Annotated in this window: 18 protein-coding genes; 16 read left to right on the top strand and 2 right to left on the bottom strand. The window is 50.1% G+C overall.

Going from position 1 to position 18,555, the window contains the following annotated elements; translation table 11 throughout:
- Positions 1-7 precede the first annotated feature (7 nt).
- From P402_RS0102155 to P402_RS0102120, 8 genes are read left to right on the top strand one after another with little or no spacing between them, the layout of a single operon-like run.
- The gene (locus tag P402_RS0102155; RefSeq protein ID WP_026827225.1) at positions 8-928 is read left to right on the top strand and encodes an NAD-dependent epimerase/dehydratase family protein; all 921 of its coding nucleotides are present in this window, start codon (positions 8-10) and stop codon (positions 926-928) included.
- Positions 925-1,764, top strand: a complete 840-nt coding sequence (locus P402_RS0102150; protein ID WP_235188804.1) for a lysylphosphatidylglycerol synthase domain-containing protein — start codon at positions 925-927, stop codon at positions 1,762-1,764. The genes P402_RS0102155 and P402_RS0102150 overlap by 4 nt, the downstream gene beginning before the upstream one ends.
- A gap of 5 nt (positions 1,765-1,769) precedes the next feature.
- Positions 1,770-3,203, top strand: coding sequence for an alkaline phosphatase family protein (locus tag P402_RS0102145; RefSeq protein ID WP_026827223.1), 1,434 nt, complete (start codon positions 1,770-1,772; stop codon positions 3,201-3,203).
- The gene (locus P402_RS0102140; protein WP_026827222.1) at positions 3,200-3,931 is read left to right on the top strand and encodes a glycosyltransferase family 2 protein; all 732 of its coding nucleotides are present in this window, start codon (positions 3,200-3,202) and stop codon (positions 3,929-3,931) included. The genes P402_RS0102145 and P402_RS0102140 overlap by 4 nt, the downstream gene beginning before the upstream one ends.
- Positions 3,928-4,665, top strand: coding sequence for a hypothetical protein (locus P402_RS0102135; protein ID WP_026827221.1), 738 nt, complete (start codon positions 3,928-3,930; stop codon positions 4,663-4,665). Before P402_RS0102140 ends, P402_RS0102135 begins: the two co-directional genes overlap by 4 nt.
- A 12-nt stretch (positions 4,666-4,677) precedes the next feature.
- On the top strand, positions 4,678-5,595 hold the full coding sequence (locus P402_RS0102130; protein WP_026827220.1) for an FTR1 family iron permease: 918 nt from the start codon (positions 4,678-4,680) through the stop codon (positions 5,593-5,595).
- Positions 5,592-6,974, top strand: a complete 1,383-nt coding sequence (locus P402_RS0102125; RefSeq protein ID WP_026827219.1) for a hypothetical protein — start codon at positions 5,592-5,594, stop codon at positions 6,972-6,974. Before P402_RS0102130 ends, P402_RS0102125 begins: the two co-directional genes overlap by 4 nt.
- Positions 6,975-6,987: 13 nt before the next feature.
- The gene (locus tag P402_RS0102120; protein WP_026827218.1) at positions 6,988-7,683 is read left to right on the top strand and encodes a phosphotransferase family protein; all 696 of its coding nucleotides are present in this window, start codon (positions 6,988-6,990) and stop codon (positions 7,681-7,683) included.
- A 328-nt stretch (positions 7,684-8,011) separates the two neighbouring features.
- Here the strand turns inward: P402_RS0102120 and P402_RS0102115 are convergent, their stop codons facing one another.
- Both P402_RS0102115 and P402_RS0102110 read right to left on the bottom strand, forming a co-directional pair.
- Positions 8,012-8,572, bottom strand: coding sequence for a GNAT family N-acetyltransferase (locus tag P402_RS0102115; RefSeq protein ID WP_026827217.1), 561 nt, complete (start codon positions 8,570-8,572; stop codon positions 8,012-8,014).
- Between the two features lie 75 nt (positions 8,573-8,647).
- Positions 8,648-9,262, bottom strand: a complete 615-nt coding sequence (locus P402_RS0102110) for a YitT family protein (protein WP_026827216.1) — start codon at positions 9,260-9,262, stop codon at positions 8,648-8,650.
- A 441-nt stretch (positions 9,263-9,703) separates the two neighbouring features.
- On the opposite strand from P402_RS0102110, the gene P402_RS0102105 reads away from it, so the two are divergent.
- The 8 genes from P402_RS0102105 (at position 9,704) to P402_RS0102070 (ending at position 18,506) form a co-directional block, all read left to right on the top strand.
- Positions 9,704-11,056: an FAD-dependent oxidoreductase gene (locus P402_RS0102105; RefSeq protein ID WP_026827215.1), complete on the top strand. Its 1,353-nt coding sequence runs from the start codon at positions 9,704-9,706 to the stop codon at positions 11,054-11,056.
- A gap of 226 nt (positions 11,057-11,282) precedes the next feature.
- A complete protein-coding gene (locus tag P402_RS0102100; protein WP_026827214.1) occupies positions 11,283-12,167 on the top strand; it encodes an SDR family oxidoreductase in 885 nt (294 codons plus the stop codon).
- 123 nt (positions 12,168-12,290) lie between these two features.
- Positions 12,291-12,842, top strand: coding sequence for a maltose acetyltransferase domain-containing protein (locus P402_RS0102095; RefSeq protein ID WP_026827213.1), 552 nt, complete (start codon positions 12,291-12,293; stop codon positions 12,840-12,842).
- 100 nt (positions 12,843-12,942) lie between these two features.
- Positions 12,943-13,833 carry a hypothetical protein gene (locus tag P402_RS0102090; protein WP_026827212.1) on the top strand — a complete coding sequence of 297 codons (891 nt, stop codon included), beginning with the start codon at positions 12,943-12,945 and terminating at the stop codon, positions 13,831-13,833.
- Positions 13,834-13,844: 11 nt separating this feature from the next.
- A complete protein-coding gene (locus P402_RS0102085; protein WP_026827211.1) occupies positions 13,845-14,528 on the top strand; it encodes a response regulator transcription factor in 684 nt (227 codons plus the stop codon).
- Positions 14,525-15,790, top strand: a complete 1,266-nt coding sequence (locus tag P402_RS0102080; protein ID WP_026827210.1) for a sensor histidine kinase — start codon at positions 14,525-14,527, stop codon at positions 15,788-15,790. The genes P402_RS0102085 and P402_RS0102080 overlap by 4 nt, the downstream gene beginning before the upstream one ends.
- Before the next feature lie 78 nt (positions 15,791-15,868).
- On the top strand, positions 15,869-16,948 hold the full coding sequence (locus tag P402_RS0102075; protein WP_026827209.1) for a site-2 protease family protein: 1,080 nt from the start codon (positions 15,869-15,871) through the stop codon (positions 16,946-16,948).
- 166 nt (positions 16,949-17,114) lie between these two features.
- Positions 17,115-18,506, top strand: coding sequence for an MATE family efflux transporter (locus tag P402_RS0102070; RefSeq protein WP_026827208.1), 1,392 nt, complete (start codon positions 17,115-17,117; stop codon positions 18,504-18,506).
- The last annotated feature ends 49 nt before the right edge of the window (positions 18,507-18,555 follow it).

The following is an 18,555-nucleotide window of genomic DNA, read 5'->3' as shown; positions in this document are numbered from 1 at the left end:
ACGCGACATGCAGATTGGAATTACAGGAGGCGCGGGTTTCATCGGATCCGCCCTTGCGCTTCGTCTTCACGCCAGCGGTCATACCGTAAGTGTCATCGATGCCTTCACGGATTATTATGACGTCGAACTGAAACTGGAGCGGGCTCGTCTGTTGCAAGAGAACGGGATCGAGGTGTTCGAAGGGAACGTGCATGAGGATTTGCCGACTTGGTTCGGCAGTCACTCCTTTGCCGCCGTATTTCATCTCGCCGCTTTGCCAGGCGTCCCCGGTTCGTTACAGGAACCGCACCGCTACATCGAGGATGATATCGCGATGACGGTGACCGTCCTCGAAGCAGCGCGCACATATGCCATTCCGCATCTGTTCTTCGCTTCTTCCTCCTCCGTCTACGGGGAACAAACGGGTGCCCTGTTGGAACATCAAGCAACCGGACAGGTGATGAGTCCCTATGCTGCAGCCAAGTACAGTGCGGAAACTTTTTGCCAGGCTTATCAGAATCTGTACGGTCTACAAATCGGGATCTTCCGCTTCTTCACTGTCTACGGTCCTGCCGGACGACCTGACATGGCATTGTATCGATTCATCGAACAGGCATTACACGGTCAACCGTTGACCGTTTTCGGTGACCCGATTCGGGACTTCACTTATATCGACGACATCACGCGGGGAATGGAGCAAGCCCTGCAAGCACGGGCAACCGGTGTTTTCAACCTTGGTGCCAACCGTCCGGAATCGGTGCGTGACGCCGCGGCGATGCTTAGTAAACGGTTTGACGTGCCTGTGGCATTTGCTCCCGCCCGGGCGGGAGATGTCTCAATGACATGGAGTAACACCGATGCGGCAAGGCAGACGTTCGGTTATGTTCCCTCCGTCACGCTCGCTGATGGAATGGAACGGATGATCACATGGCATCTCGATCGTCTGTGATACGTGGAGCTGCGGGCGTCGTTCTGACGTTGGCAGCTCTTTTTTTACTCGTCCGTTTCGGTCTGGAACTGCCTGTTGTTTATGACTATCTCCAAACCCTGTTGACGTCTTACTGGACAGTAGCCGCTACCGTCACTTACGCTTTCGCGTTTTATTTACGCGCACGCGCTTGGCGGACGGCGGACGAAAAAAATGCGTCTATCGCTGTTTACTTGACGAGTCTGTATCTCGGTCTGGCAATCAATCACCTCTCCCCTGTCAAAGTAGGAGAAGCGGTTCGCCTGCTGACAGCGCGAGCGATCGGCAGTCCGATGAAGCGGACGACGGCGATTTTTGTCGCCCAACGCGGCATCGACCTATCCGTACTCGGTCTTTTTGTCGCGGCCGGGTTATTATTAGGACAGACGATGTGGGTCGCCGGGCTTGCGTTTGCCGGTGGTCTGCTCGCCTTGTTGCTGGTCCGGCGATGGATCAAGACGATATATCCCTTGATTGGATACGGGGCGACGGCGTGGCTGTTTGAAGCAGGGGCCGTTTTTTGTCTCTTGCAAGGTGCGGATGCCGACATCGCCTTTCCGCTTGTCCTCGTCGCGATGAGTGCCGGGGTCTTGTCCGGAATCGCCCAGTTTACCCCGGGTGGACTCGGAACGTATGAACTTGCGATGGGAACAGTCCTGCAACTTGCGGGTGTGGCCAACCCATACGAGCTCGCCTTGATGACGCATCTCTTTAAATATGCGTTCGCATTTTTGGCGCCGGTCTATGTGCTCATCCGCCATTTCCCGATTGTTACATTACTGTTCACCCAGTTTAAGAAGCACGATACGAAAGGATGACCTGCATGAAAAGTGCTTCCCGTTTTGAAAAAGTTGCCGCACGGATGTGGAACTTATTGAATGAAGGCAAACCCTTCACACCGATTTTTACAATCGGTGTGTTTCTCAGCTATCTGATTTTGACGCAAGGCTCGCTCAGCGGTGTCGGCTTTGGATTCCTGATGACCCTGCCACTGCTCGTCTTATATTGGAAGTTTGATTTTCCGTTGTTCTTACGGAATTATCTCTGGCTTCCGTTAATCGTCTGGTTGTTCATCGAAGGAACGGACACGCGTCTCCTGCCGCTGTTTGCGTATGGAGCCGGTCTTTATTTCTTCTTCACCGTCTTTTTCTGGGGAACGATTTATTATCACCTCCGGATCGGGACCAACTGGCTCAACTTCACACGTTTTTGGAAACTGGTCCTTAAAAACAGTGACTCGACGAGCGGAAATGCCCAAGAACAACTGCCGAAAGTCGGACTTTTACTCGCGTATTGGCAAACCGCTTCAATCGAACAGACACTGGATTGGTCCTATCTTTGGTTTCCGCTTGGGCTGTTCCTGTTCGCCTGGATCCTGCATCACTACCTGTTCGATTGGAAACCGAAACTACCGACCGAATCAACCGTCGATGCACCGATTCCGACATCACAAAAAGTCTATGTCCTGATTGTCGACGGCATGCGGAAAGATCGCTACATGGCGGCGAACACGCCGTTTCTCGAACGTCTCCGCCAAGAAGGAACGGAGTATACGAACATGGAGACCGTCTATCCAGCTCGAACGGTCGTCTGTTTCAGTTCCATGTTCACCGGAGCCCGTCCGGAAGAACACGGTATCCATTCGAACATGGTCTGGAATACGACGGGGGTCAAAACCGATACGGTCTTTGACCGGTTGCGCGACGTCGGGAAAACCGGTAAGATTCTTGGAATCGCTCATCTCGTCGATGCTTTCGGTGCCAAAGACGTTCATACCGTGACAGCCGTCATGCATAATGATGTCGCGGACCGCAACATCATCGATCGCGCCAAACAAATCGTCCAGCAAGAAGATCCGGATTTACTGGCGATTCAATTGATCGGCACCGATCAGACCGGTCACAGCCGCGGCACCCTGTATTCCGAATACGTTCAGAAAATCGAAGAAGCCGATGCCTTACTGGCTGAATTTTGTGAAGAACTGGACCGGCTCGGTAAGCTCGACGATGCAACACTGATTGTCATGGCGGATCACGGACAAGCCGATGGGATCGGCGGTCATGGTCATCTCGATGAAGGAGAACGGTTTGTTCCGTTTTGGATGTACGGCAAACACGTCCATGCCGGTCTGAAAGTTGATACACACCGACATATCCTGTCACTTGGACCAACGATTACGAAGTTGCTTGGTGCTGCTATCCCGCACGACAGCCGCGGTATCTTACTGACGGAAGCCTTTAAGGAGGAATCCTCATGAAAAAAATCGTCGTCTTTCTTCCGGCCCACAATGAAGAAGTCTCCTTGCCGCTTGTCTTAAGACGCATTCCGGCTGAAATCGATGGACTGCCTGTCGAAACGATCGTCATCGACGACGGATCCACTGATGCGACGTCCGAGATTGCCCGGCAACACGGAGCCCATGTCTATCGTTTTCCTAAAAATCGCGGACTCGGAGCTGCCGTTCGGGAAGGGCTGCTCCGGTCCTATGCCCATGGTGCGACCGTCGCCGTCATGATTGACGCCGATAACGAATACCCGGCGGATCAGATTCCCGACGTCGTCCGACCGATTCTTCTCGACGAGGCCGACTATGTGTTTGGTTCCCGTTTTCTCGGAACCGTCGACGGGATGCGCTTGTATCGGTATATCGGCAATCATGTCTTTACTTGGTTACAGTGTGTCTTATTAAAACGTCGGATTCACGATGGACAAAGCGGCATGCGTGCCTTTTCCCGTGCGGCGTGTAAACACGCGGAAATCATCCACGACTATAACTATGCCCAAGTGCTGACACTGAATCTTGTTCGAAAAGGGTTCCGGCTGCAGGAAGTCCCGATTCGTTACCGTGTGCGCGAAGCCGGAAAGTCCTTTATCCGCTTTAACTATATCCAGCGCGTCCTCCCTGCGATTTACCGGGAATGGCGTCGCCCAATCGTCCCACTGTCGTCTGAAGAACGTTTTGAACGAAAGGAGCATCTTGGATGAGAAAACCGCTTTTCATCACCGTCATCGCCTTCTTGTTCCTGCTCACTACACCGTTGCCGGCATTCGCCTACAGCTACGGGGATCCAGGAAAGGAAGCTTTCGCGGAAGCTTATAAACAGTTTGAGGAACAGCTTGACCAAAAGGACTACACGTTAGCCAAAGAAACCATCGATGCCTACGATAAGGAATTCACGCTCTACTTCCCGGAAGCAAAAGAAAAGATCGATGCGTCGTTAGCCAAGGAAGATGCCGATGCCGCCAAGCAAGCCTACCGGGTGGCTTTGCGTCAAAACATCGAACGTCGTCTGCACTTTGCACAAGAACAATTCGATGATTTCGGACAGGCCAAGTTGTTGCTCGCTAAAGCACGCGGCACATATGATGTGCTCGCTCCTTACGTCAAAGAAAGTGAGGGTGCAAAGACAAGTGATTCATTGTATACTGCTTTTGATGATTCACTTGCGGCGCTTGGAAACCCCGGTTTGTTTGGAGTCGGGAAAAAAGCAAGCGATCGAAAAACATTTGATCAAAACATTAAACAGATTGAAGATACCGTCACCCCGCTGTTCGTTTTACCGGGGGAGGAAAAGACCGGTGTCTTCGATGAAGAGGACTCAATCTTCGGTCAATCCTTTGGGACGGACGACATTTGGAAAACGGTCGCCATCAGTCTTGTCATCATCTTAATCGTCATCGTCATCATCGGTCAGCGTAAGAAACGACGCGCTCAATAAGGAGGAAGACACATGGATTTTCAGGCGTTTTTAATCACCCTTCGCGAATGTCTCGAAGCCGTCTTGATCGTCGGCTTGATTCTCGGTTATCTCGATCGGCTCAATGCACCACAATATAAAAAATGGGTCTACGCCGGTGTTGGACTTGCCTTACTCGCGAGTTTAGGTGTCGCCTTCTTGTTCCAAGTCGTCTTTACGAGTTTCGCAAGCTTCGGCAGCGATACGTATTTGCGTCTTGGGATCATGATCATCTCTGTTTTCCTCTTGACCCATATGGTGCTTTGGATGGGCAAGGAGGCAAAGGAAAACCAGCAGGCCTCGCAAGCGAAAGTCGCTGCCGCTGTCTCGACCGGCAGTGCGATTACAATGATCGTCCATTCGTTCCTTGTCATCGTCCGGGAAGGAATCGAAACGGTTTTCTTCTTCGCTGCGATTTCAGGTGGTGAAATCGAGAAGGTTCTGACCAGCTACGGTGCTGTCTCCGGTCTCCTGCTCGCCTTGATTTTCGGTTACCTGTTCGTTTCCGGTACGATGAAGATTCCCGTCAAACGCTTTTTCCAAGTGACAGGCGTCTTGATCTTGTTCATCGCTGCCGGCATGCTCGTCCAAACGATTGGCCGATTCCAGGATCTTGGGTTGCTCGGCAGTCTGTTGACGAATGCGGACGGTACACCGGCCGCCCTTTATAACATCGTGGCTTTCATGCCGGAACACTATATCGATCAAGTCCAGTATTTAAGGGACACCGGCAATACGACATTGATCAGCGGTCAAATCGGAACGTTCATGGGGGCGATGTTCGGCTACAGCCATAATCCCTCCATTGAGCAAGTTTTCGCCTGGTGGGGATACTTCGCCTTTGCAGGTTTCATGTTGATGCGTCAAAATCGCGCGCCAAAAACCGTCAAGAAACTGAAGGAGGTCTCGTGACGGTTCGAAGCGGTCATCCACAACAACGTGGACGATCGCTTTTTTTCATGTGTATCATTCTGATTTCCGTGTGCACCGCCGGACGCCTTTATCTGGTCAGTCCGTTTGTGGCAAGCTACGACATCGCCAACTTCACGTTAGCGGTCGGACAGTATGACTTGGCGAATTTACAGCCGCATTTCCCAGGATACCCGTTTTTCATCTTACTCGCGACCGGTCTGGCACGACTCGGGCTCGAACCTGTCCGCGCCCTTGGAATCGTCTCGATTCTTGGCTTCACGAGCGGACTGGTTCCGCTGTACCTGCTGTTCAAACGTAGACGATTCGATGCGGTTCGTCTGCTGGCTGCTTTTACGGTCGTGTCGACGGCTTCCCTTGTCGTCTTGTCCGCAACCGGGATGTCGGATGGTCTCGCCCTTGGTGTTCTTTGTTGGTTCGTTTGGAGTGTCGAACGCGCACGGCAGGGGCATTTCCGTCTTTTGCCGTACCTCTTGTTTGGCCTGTTGATGGCGACCCGGTTATCCTATGCACCGTTTGGAATCATCCTTTTGTTTTTACTGTGGCAAGTGCGGCGTGACGCTTGGCAAGTGGTGTCAGAGATGGCAGTCCTGCTCCTCGCCCAACTCGCCTGGCTGTTACCGGTCGCCTTCTCTGTCGGCGGACCGGCCTCCTTTGCCCAATTATCACTCAGCTTCGTGACGGGTCATTTCTCGGACTGGGGCGGCACGGCGCAAACGGATGACGCCACCCTGCTGGAACGACTTGGACTGACAATCAAACAAATCGGTTGGCATGGTCTTGGGTTCGCTACTTGGATTGGTCTCGGATCGGGACTACTCTTATTTTGCCAACGTCTCCGTTCGTTCCCTCTCTGGTGGAGCGTTACCGGAACCGGTTATTTTCTCTGGGTCTGGTTTGCCCAAAACATCGATAAACCGCGACATGTCTTACCACTCGTCTTACTGCTTGTGGTTTTACTCGTCCGCCGTCTGTCGATCCGTTGGCTCGTTCCGTTTTTATGTATTCAATTGCTGATCGGAAGTATCGCTTTGTATCAACAAGCGACTACTAAACCGGCTACGATTCAGCTGGCGAAAGCCCTTACCGGTTTACCGGCGTCCGCGACCATCTTTACGGATGAAGAAGAACGTCAGTTTTTGATGGCGCGTCCTGACGCTACGATCGTCCCGATTGGATCCGTCAGCAAATGGCGGGCGGAACCAAAATCACAGGAGGTCTACCTGACCGGACGATTGCTCAAACGGTTACGGGCGGCAGATGTACCGATTGAAGTGAAGGAAGTTTTCCGCTTTACGAGTGATCCCCGGTTCGAACCGGAGGATGCGGAGGCACGGCTGTATCGGATGATCTTACGATAAGGAGCGGATTTGGATGAATATCATTGGAACCGGCAACACGGCAACGATTCAACAAGAAACTGCGGCGATTGTTCGAAAGCAGTTTCATGCACACGTTCCGCATGCAGCGGTCCAGCAGGAATTTTTAAATCATCTGTCTATCCAGAACCACTTTCCGATGACACCTCGTGTCTATAATCAAGTTGATCATTCCATTCGCATGGAGTACTTGAAAGGGGAATCGCTCGGTGATTTGATGAAACGTCATCCCGTTCAGATTCTCCGCTACATGACGACCATCGTCACTTTACAAAGGTATCTTCATACGTTATCCGTCGACGGGTTACCGCGTCTTCAAGAACGGTATCCTGCTCACACTACACTTGTAGCGGGACATACTTTATGTCATGGTGATTTTCACCCGTATAATCTGTTGCTTGTCAAAGAAGACGTCTATGTCATCGATTGGATGGATGCCTCCATCGGCAATCCACTGATGGACGTCGCCCGTACTTTTTTATTGATTCGCTACGGGGGGCGAATGTCTTTACGAAATCCGGCAGAACGCGTTTCCCGCTTCATCCTCAGTCATTTGTACCGTGTCTGTTACTTTAAGCGCATCAGAAAAGTCACCGGATTTAAGGCTTGTTTACGGTTGTGTGCAGCTTCCCGTTTGAAAGAGCAGATTACGCCTGTCGAATCCGTTCTGTTACAACGTTTTTTAAAGTGATGGATCCGGTCGACTCCAGCGAATCACAAATCATCGTCACTTAATTAAGCTGAACATAAAAAATCACTCTTTTCCACGCCTTTTCCTGTAGGAGTCGCATGAAGCGAGTAATTTTTTGAATCCAGATTCTTAATGTGTCGATCTTAACAGCTTAACAAAACGTCGTTGAGAAGCAGACAAGACGAAGACTCCTGCGGGAAAAGCGGAACAGGTGAGACCCCGTAAGTCGCGCAGGCGACGCGGAGGCTCACGTTTCGCCCGCGGAAAGCGAAGTCTTGTCTGCGTATCAACGAATCTTGAAACGAATTCGAAGTACTTCCCTCATCATTTAAATTGAATACGGTCGTTCCATATAATCAAATTGTCCGCCACTGATTTCAATCGTCTTGACCGGGACGAATCCAAGACGCCGATACAGGCGTTGCGCACCAGCATTCGTCTGATCCGCATTTAACGTAAACGCCCGTAATCCACGCCGTTCCCCTTCGTCCGCCGCTGCCTGCAACAGCTCAGACCCAATTCCTTTTCCACCATATGCCGCATCCACCGACAATGTATCCAGATAAAAGACGTTTCCTTCCGTCTCTTGATCAATCTTCACCTCTTGTCCTGTCCATTCGAGCAGTTGACGTTTAATCGGTTCATCCAACTGTGCTGCATCCACTCCCGCGTATGCGATGACGATGCCGACGACATGCCCGTCGAGCTCCTTGACGAGAATGTTCTCGTGACTGAGCCGGTTTCCCGCTTGCGTAACAAACAGCGCGAGCCGTTCCAAAATCAATTCCTTCTTCTGTGTTCCCGTCAGTGTCTCCGCAATTTCATGAATCGCCTGTTCAATCAACGGTGCGATTTGATCCGCGTCATTGGCAGTTGCTTGTCTAATCATCGATTTTGCCCCTTTCTTCTCTTTTATATCCTAAAACAAAATCCCTCCTGTCGTCAGGAAGGATTTTGCTTCGTTTCATTTCAGTTCAGCTACCGCAGCAGCCGGTGCAGTAACCGGTTCGCGTGTCATGACCGAGACGACACGTCCCGCAATCGCGACTGCGAGCAACGTATACAACGTTAAACTCAACGGCAGATAGACGAGTGAGATGACAAGGACGATGGCATCAAGACCAAATAAAATCGTCCCGATTGATAAGCCGGTCAGCTTACTGAGGCCCATCGACAACAAATCGTCTCCTCCTGTTGCCGCGCCACTTTTCAGAACGAGACCAAGACCATAGCCGGTCACGATTCCACTGGCGACAGCAGCAATCAGTGTTGCCGGCCATGCCTGTTCCGGAAAATGAAACAGATCCAGTCGGTACCACATTTCGTAAAACAGCGACAATGCGCCTGCCGATACGAGTGCTTCACTGACAAAACGTTTTCCTTTAAAATATAACGCTCCGATAAAAAACGGAATGTCGAGTACGATCATCGAAATCGATGGATTAATGTCAAAAAAGTAACGTCCGAGTAAAGACAGACCGATAAATCCGCCTTCTGCTAATCCAAATTGTTCATTCAAGGTGTAGTAGCCGAACGCCATAAGTAGCGTTCCGCTTAAGATGGTTATGATTCGTTTCATGTGTTATTGTCCTCTCCCGTATCTTCCATGGGAGAGATTGTAGTTGTCCCGTTTGGGTATTCATCTATTTTCGCTCTCCCTGATTTTTTTCAAGCCATTACCTTCCTGTTCAATGAAGATTGGCACTGCTAAAAATCAGGTAAGCTGAATAGATGATCGATCCTCTCGGTATCCATCGGTTTCCACCCTTTCGTTTAGTTCTCTGTTTCATTATAACCCGAACTTCAGAAACTAAAACAGTTTTACACGTTTTTAACAGAAACGATACAGATGAACAATCTATTCATAACTCCTCGAAACCCGATTTGCTCACTCATTCACAATTCCGACAAACTTATGCTCAATAGTGAACAAACTACTTGAAAACAACATTGTGAAGTAATACACTAAGACTATCAAATGAATGTGATCTTTATCACAAACAAAAAGGGGACTTTACTCATGAAAGTAGCAGTCATCGGTTGTACACACGCAGGAACAGCAGCAGTTAAAGAATTGACTTCACAGCACGAGCAACTGGATATCACCGTTTACGAACGAAACGATAACGTCTCATTCCTTTCTTGCGGCATTGCGCTTCACGTCGGTGGCGTCGTCGAGCATGCGGAGTCGCTGTTTTATTCTTCACCGGATGAACTGACTGAACTCGGTGCCGAGATGCGCTTAAAACATGATGTCCTGGAAATCGACAGCACGAACCAAACGATTCTTGCAAAAAATCTCTTAACGGGTGAAACCGTTCATGATACGTACGATAAATTGATTATGACGACTGGTTCATGGCCGATCATCCCGATGCTTCCCGGGATTGAACTGAATCAAATTGAGCTCTGCAAAAACTATCACCACGCACAAACCATCATCAAAAAAGCAACGGATGCCCAGCGGATTACCGTTGTCGGTGCCGGTTACATCGGTGCTGAATTGGTTGAAGCATTCGAAGCATACGGCAAAGATGTCACGTTCATCGACAGTGCCGACCGGATTTTAAATAAATACTTGGATCGTTCATTCACGGATATCATTGAAAACGAATTGACAGACCGCGGGATTCACCTCGAGTTGAACCAGACCGTTCAAAGCTTTACCGGCGTGGACGGTAATGTCACACAAGTCGTCACGGATAAAGGAACGTTCGAAACGGATCTCGTCATTCTCTGTGTCGGTTTCCGACCAAGTACGGAATTGTTAAAAGGACAAATCGATATGTTGCCGAACGGAGCGATCATCGTCGACGACTATATGCGGACCAGTAATCCGAACATCTTTGCTGCCGGTGACAGCTGTGCCGTCTACTACAATCCTGCCCGGACACACGCTTATATTCCGCTCGCGACAAATGCCGTCCGTATGGGGACACTCGTCGGGAAAAATTTACTCGCTCCGACGATCCGCTACCAAGGCACACAAGGAACGTCCGGTCTCCGGTTGTATGACTTAAACATTGCTTCGACCGGTCTGACAGAAGATGCTGCTCCGTTCTTCGGTTTAGAAGTGACAAGTACGACGGTTCAAGATGCCTACCGTCCTGAGTTCATGCCGACAGCTGAAAATGTCCAACTGAAACTTGTGTATGAAACTACGACTCATCGTGTCGTGGGTGCACAAATCATCTCAAAAGTCGACCTCACCCAGGCGATGAATACATTGTCGGTCGCGATTCAAAATGAGATGACGCTTGAAGAACTCGCTTTCGTCGACTTCTTCTTCCAACCGCACTACAACAAACCATGGAACTTACTGAATCAAGCAGCTTTACAAGGGATGAAAGAACTGACATCGGAACGTGTCTGATCGGTCAACTACCCCATCTTTAATCAAAATCGGAGTTCACATCTGTGGACTTCGATTTTTTTATTTGCTCTTTGTCCGCTTCGATTAGTTATTGCTACAGCCTTGTTGAGCGCACTTTTCCACTTAACGAAAATTTCACTTGATTAATCAATTGACGTTTAGACGTGAAGTGACAGGGAACATACTTCTTATGCAAATGAAACCACTACCTAGGAGGAATCAGTTCATGTCACAGTCTAACAATCCACTTACACAATATTTTAATGATGACTTCCCAAAACAATATCAGGAGGCACCGGCTGTCCAGGCAAAAATGGAGCCAATCCCGGATTGTGGCGAAGAAAGTTATAAAGGTTCCGGTAAACTGATCGGGAAAAAAGCCTTGATCACAGGGGGCGATTCTGGAATCGGTCGTGCCGCTGCCATTGCTTATGCACGTGAAGGTGCAGATGTGTTCCTCAACTATCTACCGGAAGAACAACAAGACGCTGAAGAAGTTAAAGCACTTGTTGAAGCTGCCGGCCAAAAAGCATACTTACTGGCGGGCGACCTCAGTGATGAAACGTTCTGTCAGCAACTCGTCAAAGAAGCACACGAATCACTTGGCGGAATCGATATTCTGGCACTCGTCGCCGGCAAACAGCAAGCCGTCGAGGACATCATGGACCTGTCGACGGAACAACTCCGCAAAACATATGAAATCAATGTTTTTTCTTTGTTTTGGGTCGTTAAAGCTGCCCTCCCGTTGTTAAAAGAAGGGGCTTCGATTATCACGACGACTTCGGTTCAAGGCTACAACCCAAGTGCGAACCTGCTCGATTACGCGTCAACGAAATTTGCCATCAACGGCTTTACACGTGGACTTGCGAAACAAGTCGCGCCAAAAGGCATCCGCGTCAACTCTGTTGCACCGGGTCCAATCTGGACGCCGTTGCAAATCTCAGGTGGTCAACCAAGCGAAAACATTCCAGAATTCGGTCAGGAAACACCGCTTAAACGGAGTGGTCAACCGGTCGAACTTTCGAGCGTCTATGTCTTCCTCGCTTCAGATGATGCTAGTTATGTCACGGCACAAATTTATGGTGTCACAGGCGGAATTGAACTCGCTTAATTGAATGCTAGAGTAAAAAGCGGTTTTGATGGCGACATCAAAACCGCTTTTTTTTGGTATCAGTTGCTTCTCCCCGTCCGGTTTAGTCTAATGAAGGTATACATATGATAGGAGATGATTCATGTGACAGAAAAAGAAAAGATGATTCAAGGTCAGTTGTATTTAGCCGGGGATGCGGAACTCGTCGCCGATCGGAAACGGGCCCAAATGCTTTGTCATCAATTTAACCAACTCAGCATCGAAGAGTTGCCTGCCCGAAAATCGCTCCTGCAACAACTTTTACGGACGGAACAAACGGATTTTTACATCGAACCGTCTTTTAAATGTGATTATGGTTACAACATCACGCTTGGTGCCCGGTTTTATGCCAATTACGATTGTGTGCTGCTCGACATTTGTCCGATTACGATTGGCGACAACTGTATGCTTGCTCCGGGCGTCCACATTTATACAGCGACGCATCCGTTAGATCCCATCGAACGCAACAGCGGTTATGAATTCGGGAAACCGGTTGTCATCGGGGACAACGTCTGGATCGGTGGCCGTGCCGTCATCACGCCGGGCGTGACGATTGGGGACAATGCCGTCATCGCGGCTGGAAGTGTCGTCGTCAAAGATGTCGCCCCAAACACTGTCGTCGGCGGGAATCCTGCCCGCTTCATCAAACCGATTTGATTTCTCATCAAATTTTAATCTAATCCTCAGTCTCCTCTCACTTGCGGGCGCTATTCTAAGAATAAGAAAAGCAGCTACCACTACCGAGGAGGAAATCATCATGACAAACGAAAAACGTACGGATAAACCAAAAAAGAATTTTGTAAAACGCGGTCTCGCTTCAATCGCCATCACAGGAACCGTTTTGACGGGGGCCGGCGCCTTCTTACTTTTCACCGGTCCGGGACATTCTCTCGTCAATTCAACGGTCACGACTTCAGAACAAGTTGGACAAAAAGTCGAAGCAGCTTCAACAAAAGTTTCAAGCAACGTCAAGCAGTCGCTTCCGAGTGCATTTCGGGATGATCAAGAAATAGAAGGAACGTTAAAAGAAGTATCCGGCACATCGGTGACACTCACACAAAATGGAACGGATCAATCGTATTCGTTTGCCTCATCTGCCGAAATCGAACAAGCTACGGCCGGCGATTGGATTAAACTTGAACTCAATCAGGACGGTCTTGTCCGGGAACTCGAACGTGAAAATGATCGGGATGGTCGAGATGACGATTCATCCGACGCTGACCGCAATGAAGTCACCGGTGTCGTCAAAGAGCTGTCCAATGAACAAATCGTCTTGACTCAAAATGGTTCGGATCAAACGTACCGCTTCAGCGAGCGCGCAGAGATCGACCAAGCGCAAGCCGGTGATACCGTCAAACTTGAACTGACAGCAGCCGGTCTCGTCCGGGAGCTCGACCGTGAAGATGCAAGTGATCGGGACGACCGGAACGATGACCGCCAAGAAGACGATGCAGCGGAAGATCAAGACATCCGTGGTGCATTGGTCCGTGTGACGGACACACAAGTCGTCATTGAACAAAACGGTAAAAACGTGACGTTTGAACGTGCGCAAAACATGGAACAGGATAATGATGTACAGGTCGGTTCACAAGTCGAACTTGAGTTGAACGGATCGAAGCAAGTGACAGAAATCGACGAACAGTCGTAAGGAGGAAGTCTATGGCACCGACCATCTTAATCGTCGAGGACGATTCGAAAATCGCCCGCCTACTTGAACTGGAATTAAACCACGCTGGATACGCGACGCAGGTCGCCTTCAACGGTAAAGATGGCTTAGTAGCTGCTGAGAACGATATCGATCTCGTCTTACTCGACGTGATGATGCCGGAGCTCAGCGGCTTCGAGGTGCTTCGACGGCTTCGCGGAAAAGGTAATCCGGTTCCCGTCATCTTATTGACGGCACGGGGCGAAGTGTATGACAAGGTGGCAGGTCTTGATCTCGGCGCCAATGATTATGTGACGAAGCCGTTTGAAATCGAAGAATTGTTGGCACGTATCCGCGCCTTACTCCGCTTGACGACACGCGCCGCCGTCGAATCCAATCAGTTGTATTATGCCGATGTCTTACTGGATTTGGACCGGCATGAAGCGTTTCGAAACGACGTCCCGCTTGATTTGACACCACGCGAATTCGATTTGTTGTCCTATCTGATGGAAAATAAGGAACACGTCTTGACCCGTGAGCAAATCCTCAATCGGGTCTGGGGTTATGACTACTTCGGAGAAACGAATATCGTCGATGTCTACATCCGGTATTTACGCAAAAAAATGGACCGCAGCCAGTCTCCCCTCATTCAGACCGTTCGTGGTATCGGCTATGTCTTAAGGGAGGAGAAAGGATGAAGTTACGAACCAAACTGGCGTTATCGGTGACGTTGTTCACGACACTCTTGTTGCTCTTATCTTTTCTAGTCGTCACCTATGTCGTGCGTGATCACTTGATCGAATCCCGCTTCACTCAACTCGAACAGGCCGAGGAGCTGATGGAAGATGATTCCTCGACCCGAGCTTTGTTGACGCTGCATGAAGATTCCGTCGTCCTGTCCCGTGACGACGGACGCTGGGTCATTGCGAACGATGAAGATGATGATGATTCTGCCACCGTCAACGGCGATGTGCGCGCACGCGATCTCCCCGGCATTCCGACGACCAGGGACGAACCGTTCAAATCCGGTAACTGGTTTGGCGTCGTTCATGAGGATCAAGCTTATCTGTTTGAAGACGACACCGTCGATGATACGATTTCGACCTTGATCTTCGCCTTCTCGATCGTCCTGATTGCCGCCATCATCATCGCCTTCCTCAGCAGTTTCTTCATCGCCTATCAGACGTTACGTCCGCTGCGTCACCTCGGTCAGACGATGGAACGGATTTCCGACTCCGGCACACTCGAGACCGTTCCGGAACAACAAAATGACGAGATCGGCCAGCTCGGAAAAGTCTTTAACCGGATGATTGGACGTGTCGATCACACGATGGAACAGCAACGGCAGTTCGTTGCTGATGTCTCGCATGAGATGAAGACGCCGCTGACCGTTATTGAAGGATATGCGAAGTTGCTGAAGCGTTGGGGGAAAACGAATCCCGATGTTCTCGAAGAATCAATCAGCAATATCTTGAACGAAACACATGCAATGCGAAGCGGACTGATTGAACCAATGCTCGAATTATCCCGGCTCGGATATGGTGAAACGACGACAGAGACAATTGATTTGAAACAGCTCGGCACGGAAGTCGCGGACCGGATGCACCATGCTTATGACGTCCAGATTCCGGTCGATGCAACCGGGACGGTCACCGCAAATCACGAAGCACTCGTCCGGATTTTGACGATTTTTATCGACAATGCGATCAAATACGCGAAAGATCCGGAAATCCGGCTTCGACCGGATCGGCTCGAAGTCCTTGACCGCGGAACCGCTTTATCCGCCGAGCAGCGCAAACATCTCTTCGACCGGTTTTACCGGCTTGATGAAGCCCGTGACCGGTCCGGCAGCGGTCTCGGCCTGTCGATTGCTGCCGCATTGGCGGAACATCATCATCTGTCCGTTGGCAGCGAGGCCCGAACGGACGGCGGAAGTTGCTTTTTCATCACATTCAACTGACACCTGAAACGAAACCTTCCATCGTCTTTTAGCGTACACTAGAGACAAGAGTCAGATGATGAAAGAAGGTTATGGACGATGGATAAAAAACGTTGGGGAGGCTTAGCCGTCGCCGGAGCATTTCTGCTCTCAAAAGGTAAGGTTCTGCTTGCTCTCTTAAAGTTCTCCAAATTCGGCGGAACGTTAATCTCGTTCGGCATCTCGTTATTGTTTTACGCGCAAATTTTCGGTGTCTGGTTTGGTGTCGGATTACTGTATCTTTTGTTCATTCACGAAATGGGACATCTCGCAGCAGCCAAGCGGCTTGGTTTTAAGACGGGACCGGCGATTTTCGTTCCGTTCATGGGAGCGGTCATTGGAATCAAGGATACATTCCGGACGCCGAAACAAGAAGCTATTTTGGCTTATGGCGGTCCGCTGGCCGGATTATTTTCTCTCATTCCGCTTTTAATCGGATACGCGGTCACCGGAAACGAGTTTTGGCTTGTCATCTTCCATTTAGGGGCCTTGTTGAACCTGTTTAACCTGCTGCCGGTTAGCCCGCTTGACGGCGGACGGATTTTAGCCGGATTGCCGATTGTCGTCTGGGTCGCTGGTCTCGCCGCCCTGATTGCCTATGGTGTGACACATTTCAGCATCATCCTTCTACTGATTGCGTTCCTTGGCGGAAGTGCGGTCTGGAAACGATATCAGTTCGCTAAACAATATGAAAACAGTAAGTCGGTTTTAATGTTGTACCGTGCTGCCCGTAACCGGGTGTTGCAGGCGAAAGTCGAGCAGGAACAGCTAACAGCAACGGAAACCGTCATGGAACCTGACGTTGAGGAAACGGACGACACCCCCGTCTCGACCTATGATCCGATTGCCTGGTCACTCCGGCATGATCTCCAGGATTTAAGGAGCGCAAGCCCGGAAGAGGCGAAAAGTGCCGCTGATGAATTGCTTCGTTACCAATATGATTCAGCCAATGATTATGATGCCTTGCTGCGTCGCCTCGATCAACGGATCGAACCGTTGCTGGAAGCTGAAAAATCGGTTGAGTATCACCAAATGCCGAAAAAACAGCAGACGATTACACTGTTTGCCTACTTGGCACTCGGTGCGATTCTTTTTATCGCCTTCGAATATTCCAAAGGATATCTTCCGACCCCGTCTTAACAATAAGCAGAAAAAAGGCATTCCGCTGTTTGCATGTGGGATGCCTTTTTCGATGAGAGCATCTTATTTTGCACATTGCTTGATTCGATTGCTTGCATCCGGTTGTCGAAGCGACTAATCTGAATGAAAATCCATGTACCTGTTTAAGAAAAAGGAGGCTCTCCTGATGATGAATAAAAATACGGCTCGATTGGGAGAAGCACCCATTAACAAACTCCTGATCGGACTGTCGCTCCCGGCGATGATCGGGATGCTCGTGACCGCTCTCTACAATATTGTCGATACGATCTTTGTCGCGCAGGGAATCGGGACGGTTGCCGTCGCGGCTGTCGGAATTGCGTTTCCCGTTCAACTGGTCTTGATGGCCATCTCGAACTCGGTCGGAATCGGCGGTGCTGCCATTGCTTCTCAGCGGCTCGGTCAAAAAAATCTGGCAGGTGCCAGTCGTGCCTATGCGAACGTCCTGATGACGGTCTTTGTTGTCAGTATGCTCGCCATTATCACAGCGTTCATCTTCGTCGAACCGTTGTTGCGTGTGTTCGGTGCGACACCGGAGATCATGCCGTACAGTATTGATTTCCTCCGTGTCCTGTTACTCGGTTCCCCGTTCTTCATGCTGACGATGGCATCCAGTGCAATGCTTCGGGCCGAGGGACGTGCCAGTTATCAGATGCGTGTCATGCTGACGACGGTCGCAATCAACATCGTCTTGACCCCATTGTTCATTTTCGGACTCGACTGGGGGATTCAAGGAGCGGCACTCGGGACGGTCGTCGCTCAAATCGTCGGTTCCATCCTGATTTTCCGGTTCTTTTTCACGAAAGCCAAAAAAACGAGCTTAGTACTTAATCGGGAAGCGTTCCGCTTTGATCCGAAACTCGTTGTGCGGATGGGACAAATCGGATCTTCGTCCTTCATCATGCAAGTCTCGCAATCCGTTTTGTTCATCACCGTCAACCATATGCTCGTCCGGTACGGCGGAACGACGGAACTGGCGACATTTGCCGTCATCAACAAATTCATGGCGCTCGTCGGGATGCCAATCATGGGAATCGTCCAAGGGATGCAGCCGATTGTCGGCTATAACTTCGGATCGAAACAGTTTGACCGGATGTCACAAGCAATCAAGCTGGCGATTCGTTACGGTTTGACCTTATCGATCACGCTATGGCTGTTGATCCAATTGTTCCCTCGCTTTTGGGTCGGGATGTTTACGGAAGACGCGACCTTACTCGATGAAGGTTCGACGGCGATGCGGATTTTATTCGCCATTTCATTTGTCTACGGCATTCAGATGATTATCAACGGGATGTATCAATCACTCGCCAAGGCACGGATTGCCTTGTTCTTGTCGCTCTCCCGGCAAACATTATATACGATTCCACTCGTATTGATTTTACCGGTCTTTTTTGGAGTACAGGGGGTTTGGTTCGCCTTCCCGATTGCTGATTTAATGGCCGTTTTGACGGCGGTCGTCTTTGCCTATCGTGACCGGATCATGCTCTTTAAGCCGGATGAGTACGCGGAGCCGGAAGAAAAAGCCGTACATGCAAAATAATCGACAGTCCGTCATGCCGCTCGGCAGACGGACTGTTTTCATTGAAACA

The organism is Exiguobacterium sibiricum 7-3, from assembly GCF_000620865.1.
Taxonomy (GTDB): Bacteria; Bacillota; Bacilli; order Exiguobacteriales; family Exiguobacteriaceae; genus Exiguobacterium_A; species Exiguobacterium_A sibiricum_A.
The sequence above is the reverse complement of the archived record's forward strand: the minus strand, read 5'-3'. Positions and strand labels throughout refer to the sequence as shown.

Coding starts and splice junctions, on each gene's coding strand:
- P402_RS0102155 (WP_026827225.1), top strand. CDS start 8: ATGCAGATTGGAATTACAGGAGGCGCGGGTTTCATCGGATCCGCCCTT.
- P402_RS0102145 (WP_026827223.1), top strand. CDS start 1,770: ATGAAAAGTGCTTCCCGTTTTGAAAAAGTTGCCGCACGGATGTGGAAC.
- P402_RS0102140 (WP_026827222.1), top strand. CDS start 3,200: ATGAAAAAAATCGTCGTCTTTCTTCCGGCCCACAATGAAGAAGTCTCC.
- P402_RS0102135 (WP_026827221.1), top strand. CDS start 3,928: ATGAGAAAACCGCTTTTCATCACCGTCATCGCCTTCTTGTTCCTGCTC.
- P402_RS0102130 (WP_026827220.1), top strand. CDS start 4,678: ATGGATTTTCAGGCGTTTTTAATCACCCTTCGCGAATGTCTCGAAGCC.
- P402_RS0102120 (WP_026827218.1), top strand. CDS start 6,988: ATGAATATCATTGGAACCGGCAACACGGCAACGATTCAACAAGAAACT.
- P402_RS0102115 (WP_026827217.1), bottom strand. CDS start 8,572: ATGATTAGACAAGCAACTGCCAATGACGCGGATCAAATCGCACCGTTG.
- P402_RS0102110 (WP_026827216.1), bottom strand. CDS start 9,262: ATGAAACGAATCATAACCATCTTAAGCGGAACGCTACTTATGGCGTTC.
- P402_RS0102105 (WP_026827215.1), top strand. CDS start 9,704: ATGAAAGTAGCAGTCATCGGTTGTACACACGCAGGAACAGCAGCAGTT.
- P402_RS0102100 (WP_026827214.1), top strand. CDS start 11,283: ATGTCACAGTCTAACAATCCACTTACACAATATTTTAATGATGACTTC.
- P402_RS0102090 (WP_026827212.1), top strand. CDS start 12,943: ATGACAAACGAAAAACGTACGGATAAACCAAAAAAGAATTTTGTAAAA.
- P402_RS0102085 (WP_026827211.1), top strand. CDS start 13,845: ATGGCACCGACCATCTTAATCGTCGAGGACGATTCGAAAATCGCCCGC.
- P402_RS0102080 (WP_026827210.1), top strand. CDS start 14,525: ATGAAGTTACGAACCAAACTGGCGTTATCGGTGACGTTGTTCACGACA.
- P402_RS0102075 (WP_026827209.1), top strand. CDS start 15,869: ATGGATAAAAAACGTTGGGGAGGCTTAGCCGTCGCCGGAGCATTTCTG.
- P402_RS0102070 (WP_026827208.1), top strand. CDS start 17,115: ATGATGAATAAAAATACGGCTCGATTGGGAGAAGCACCCATTAACAAA.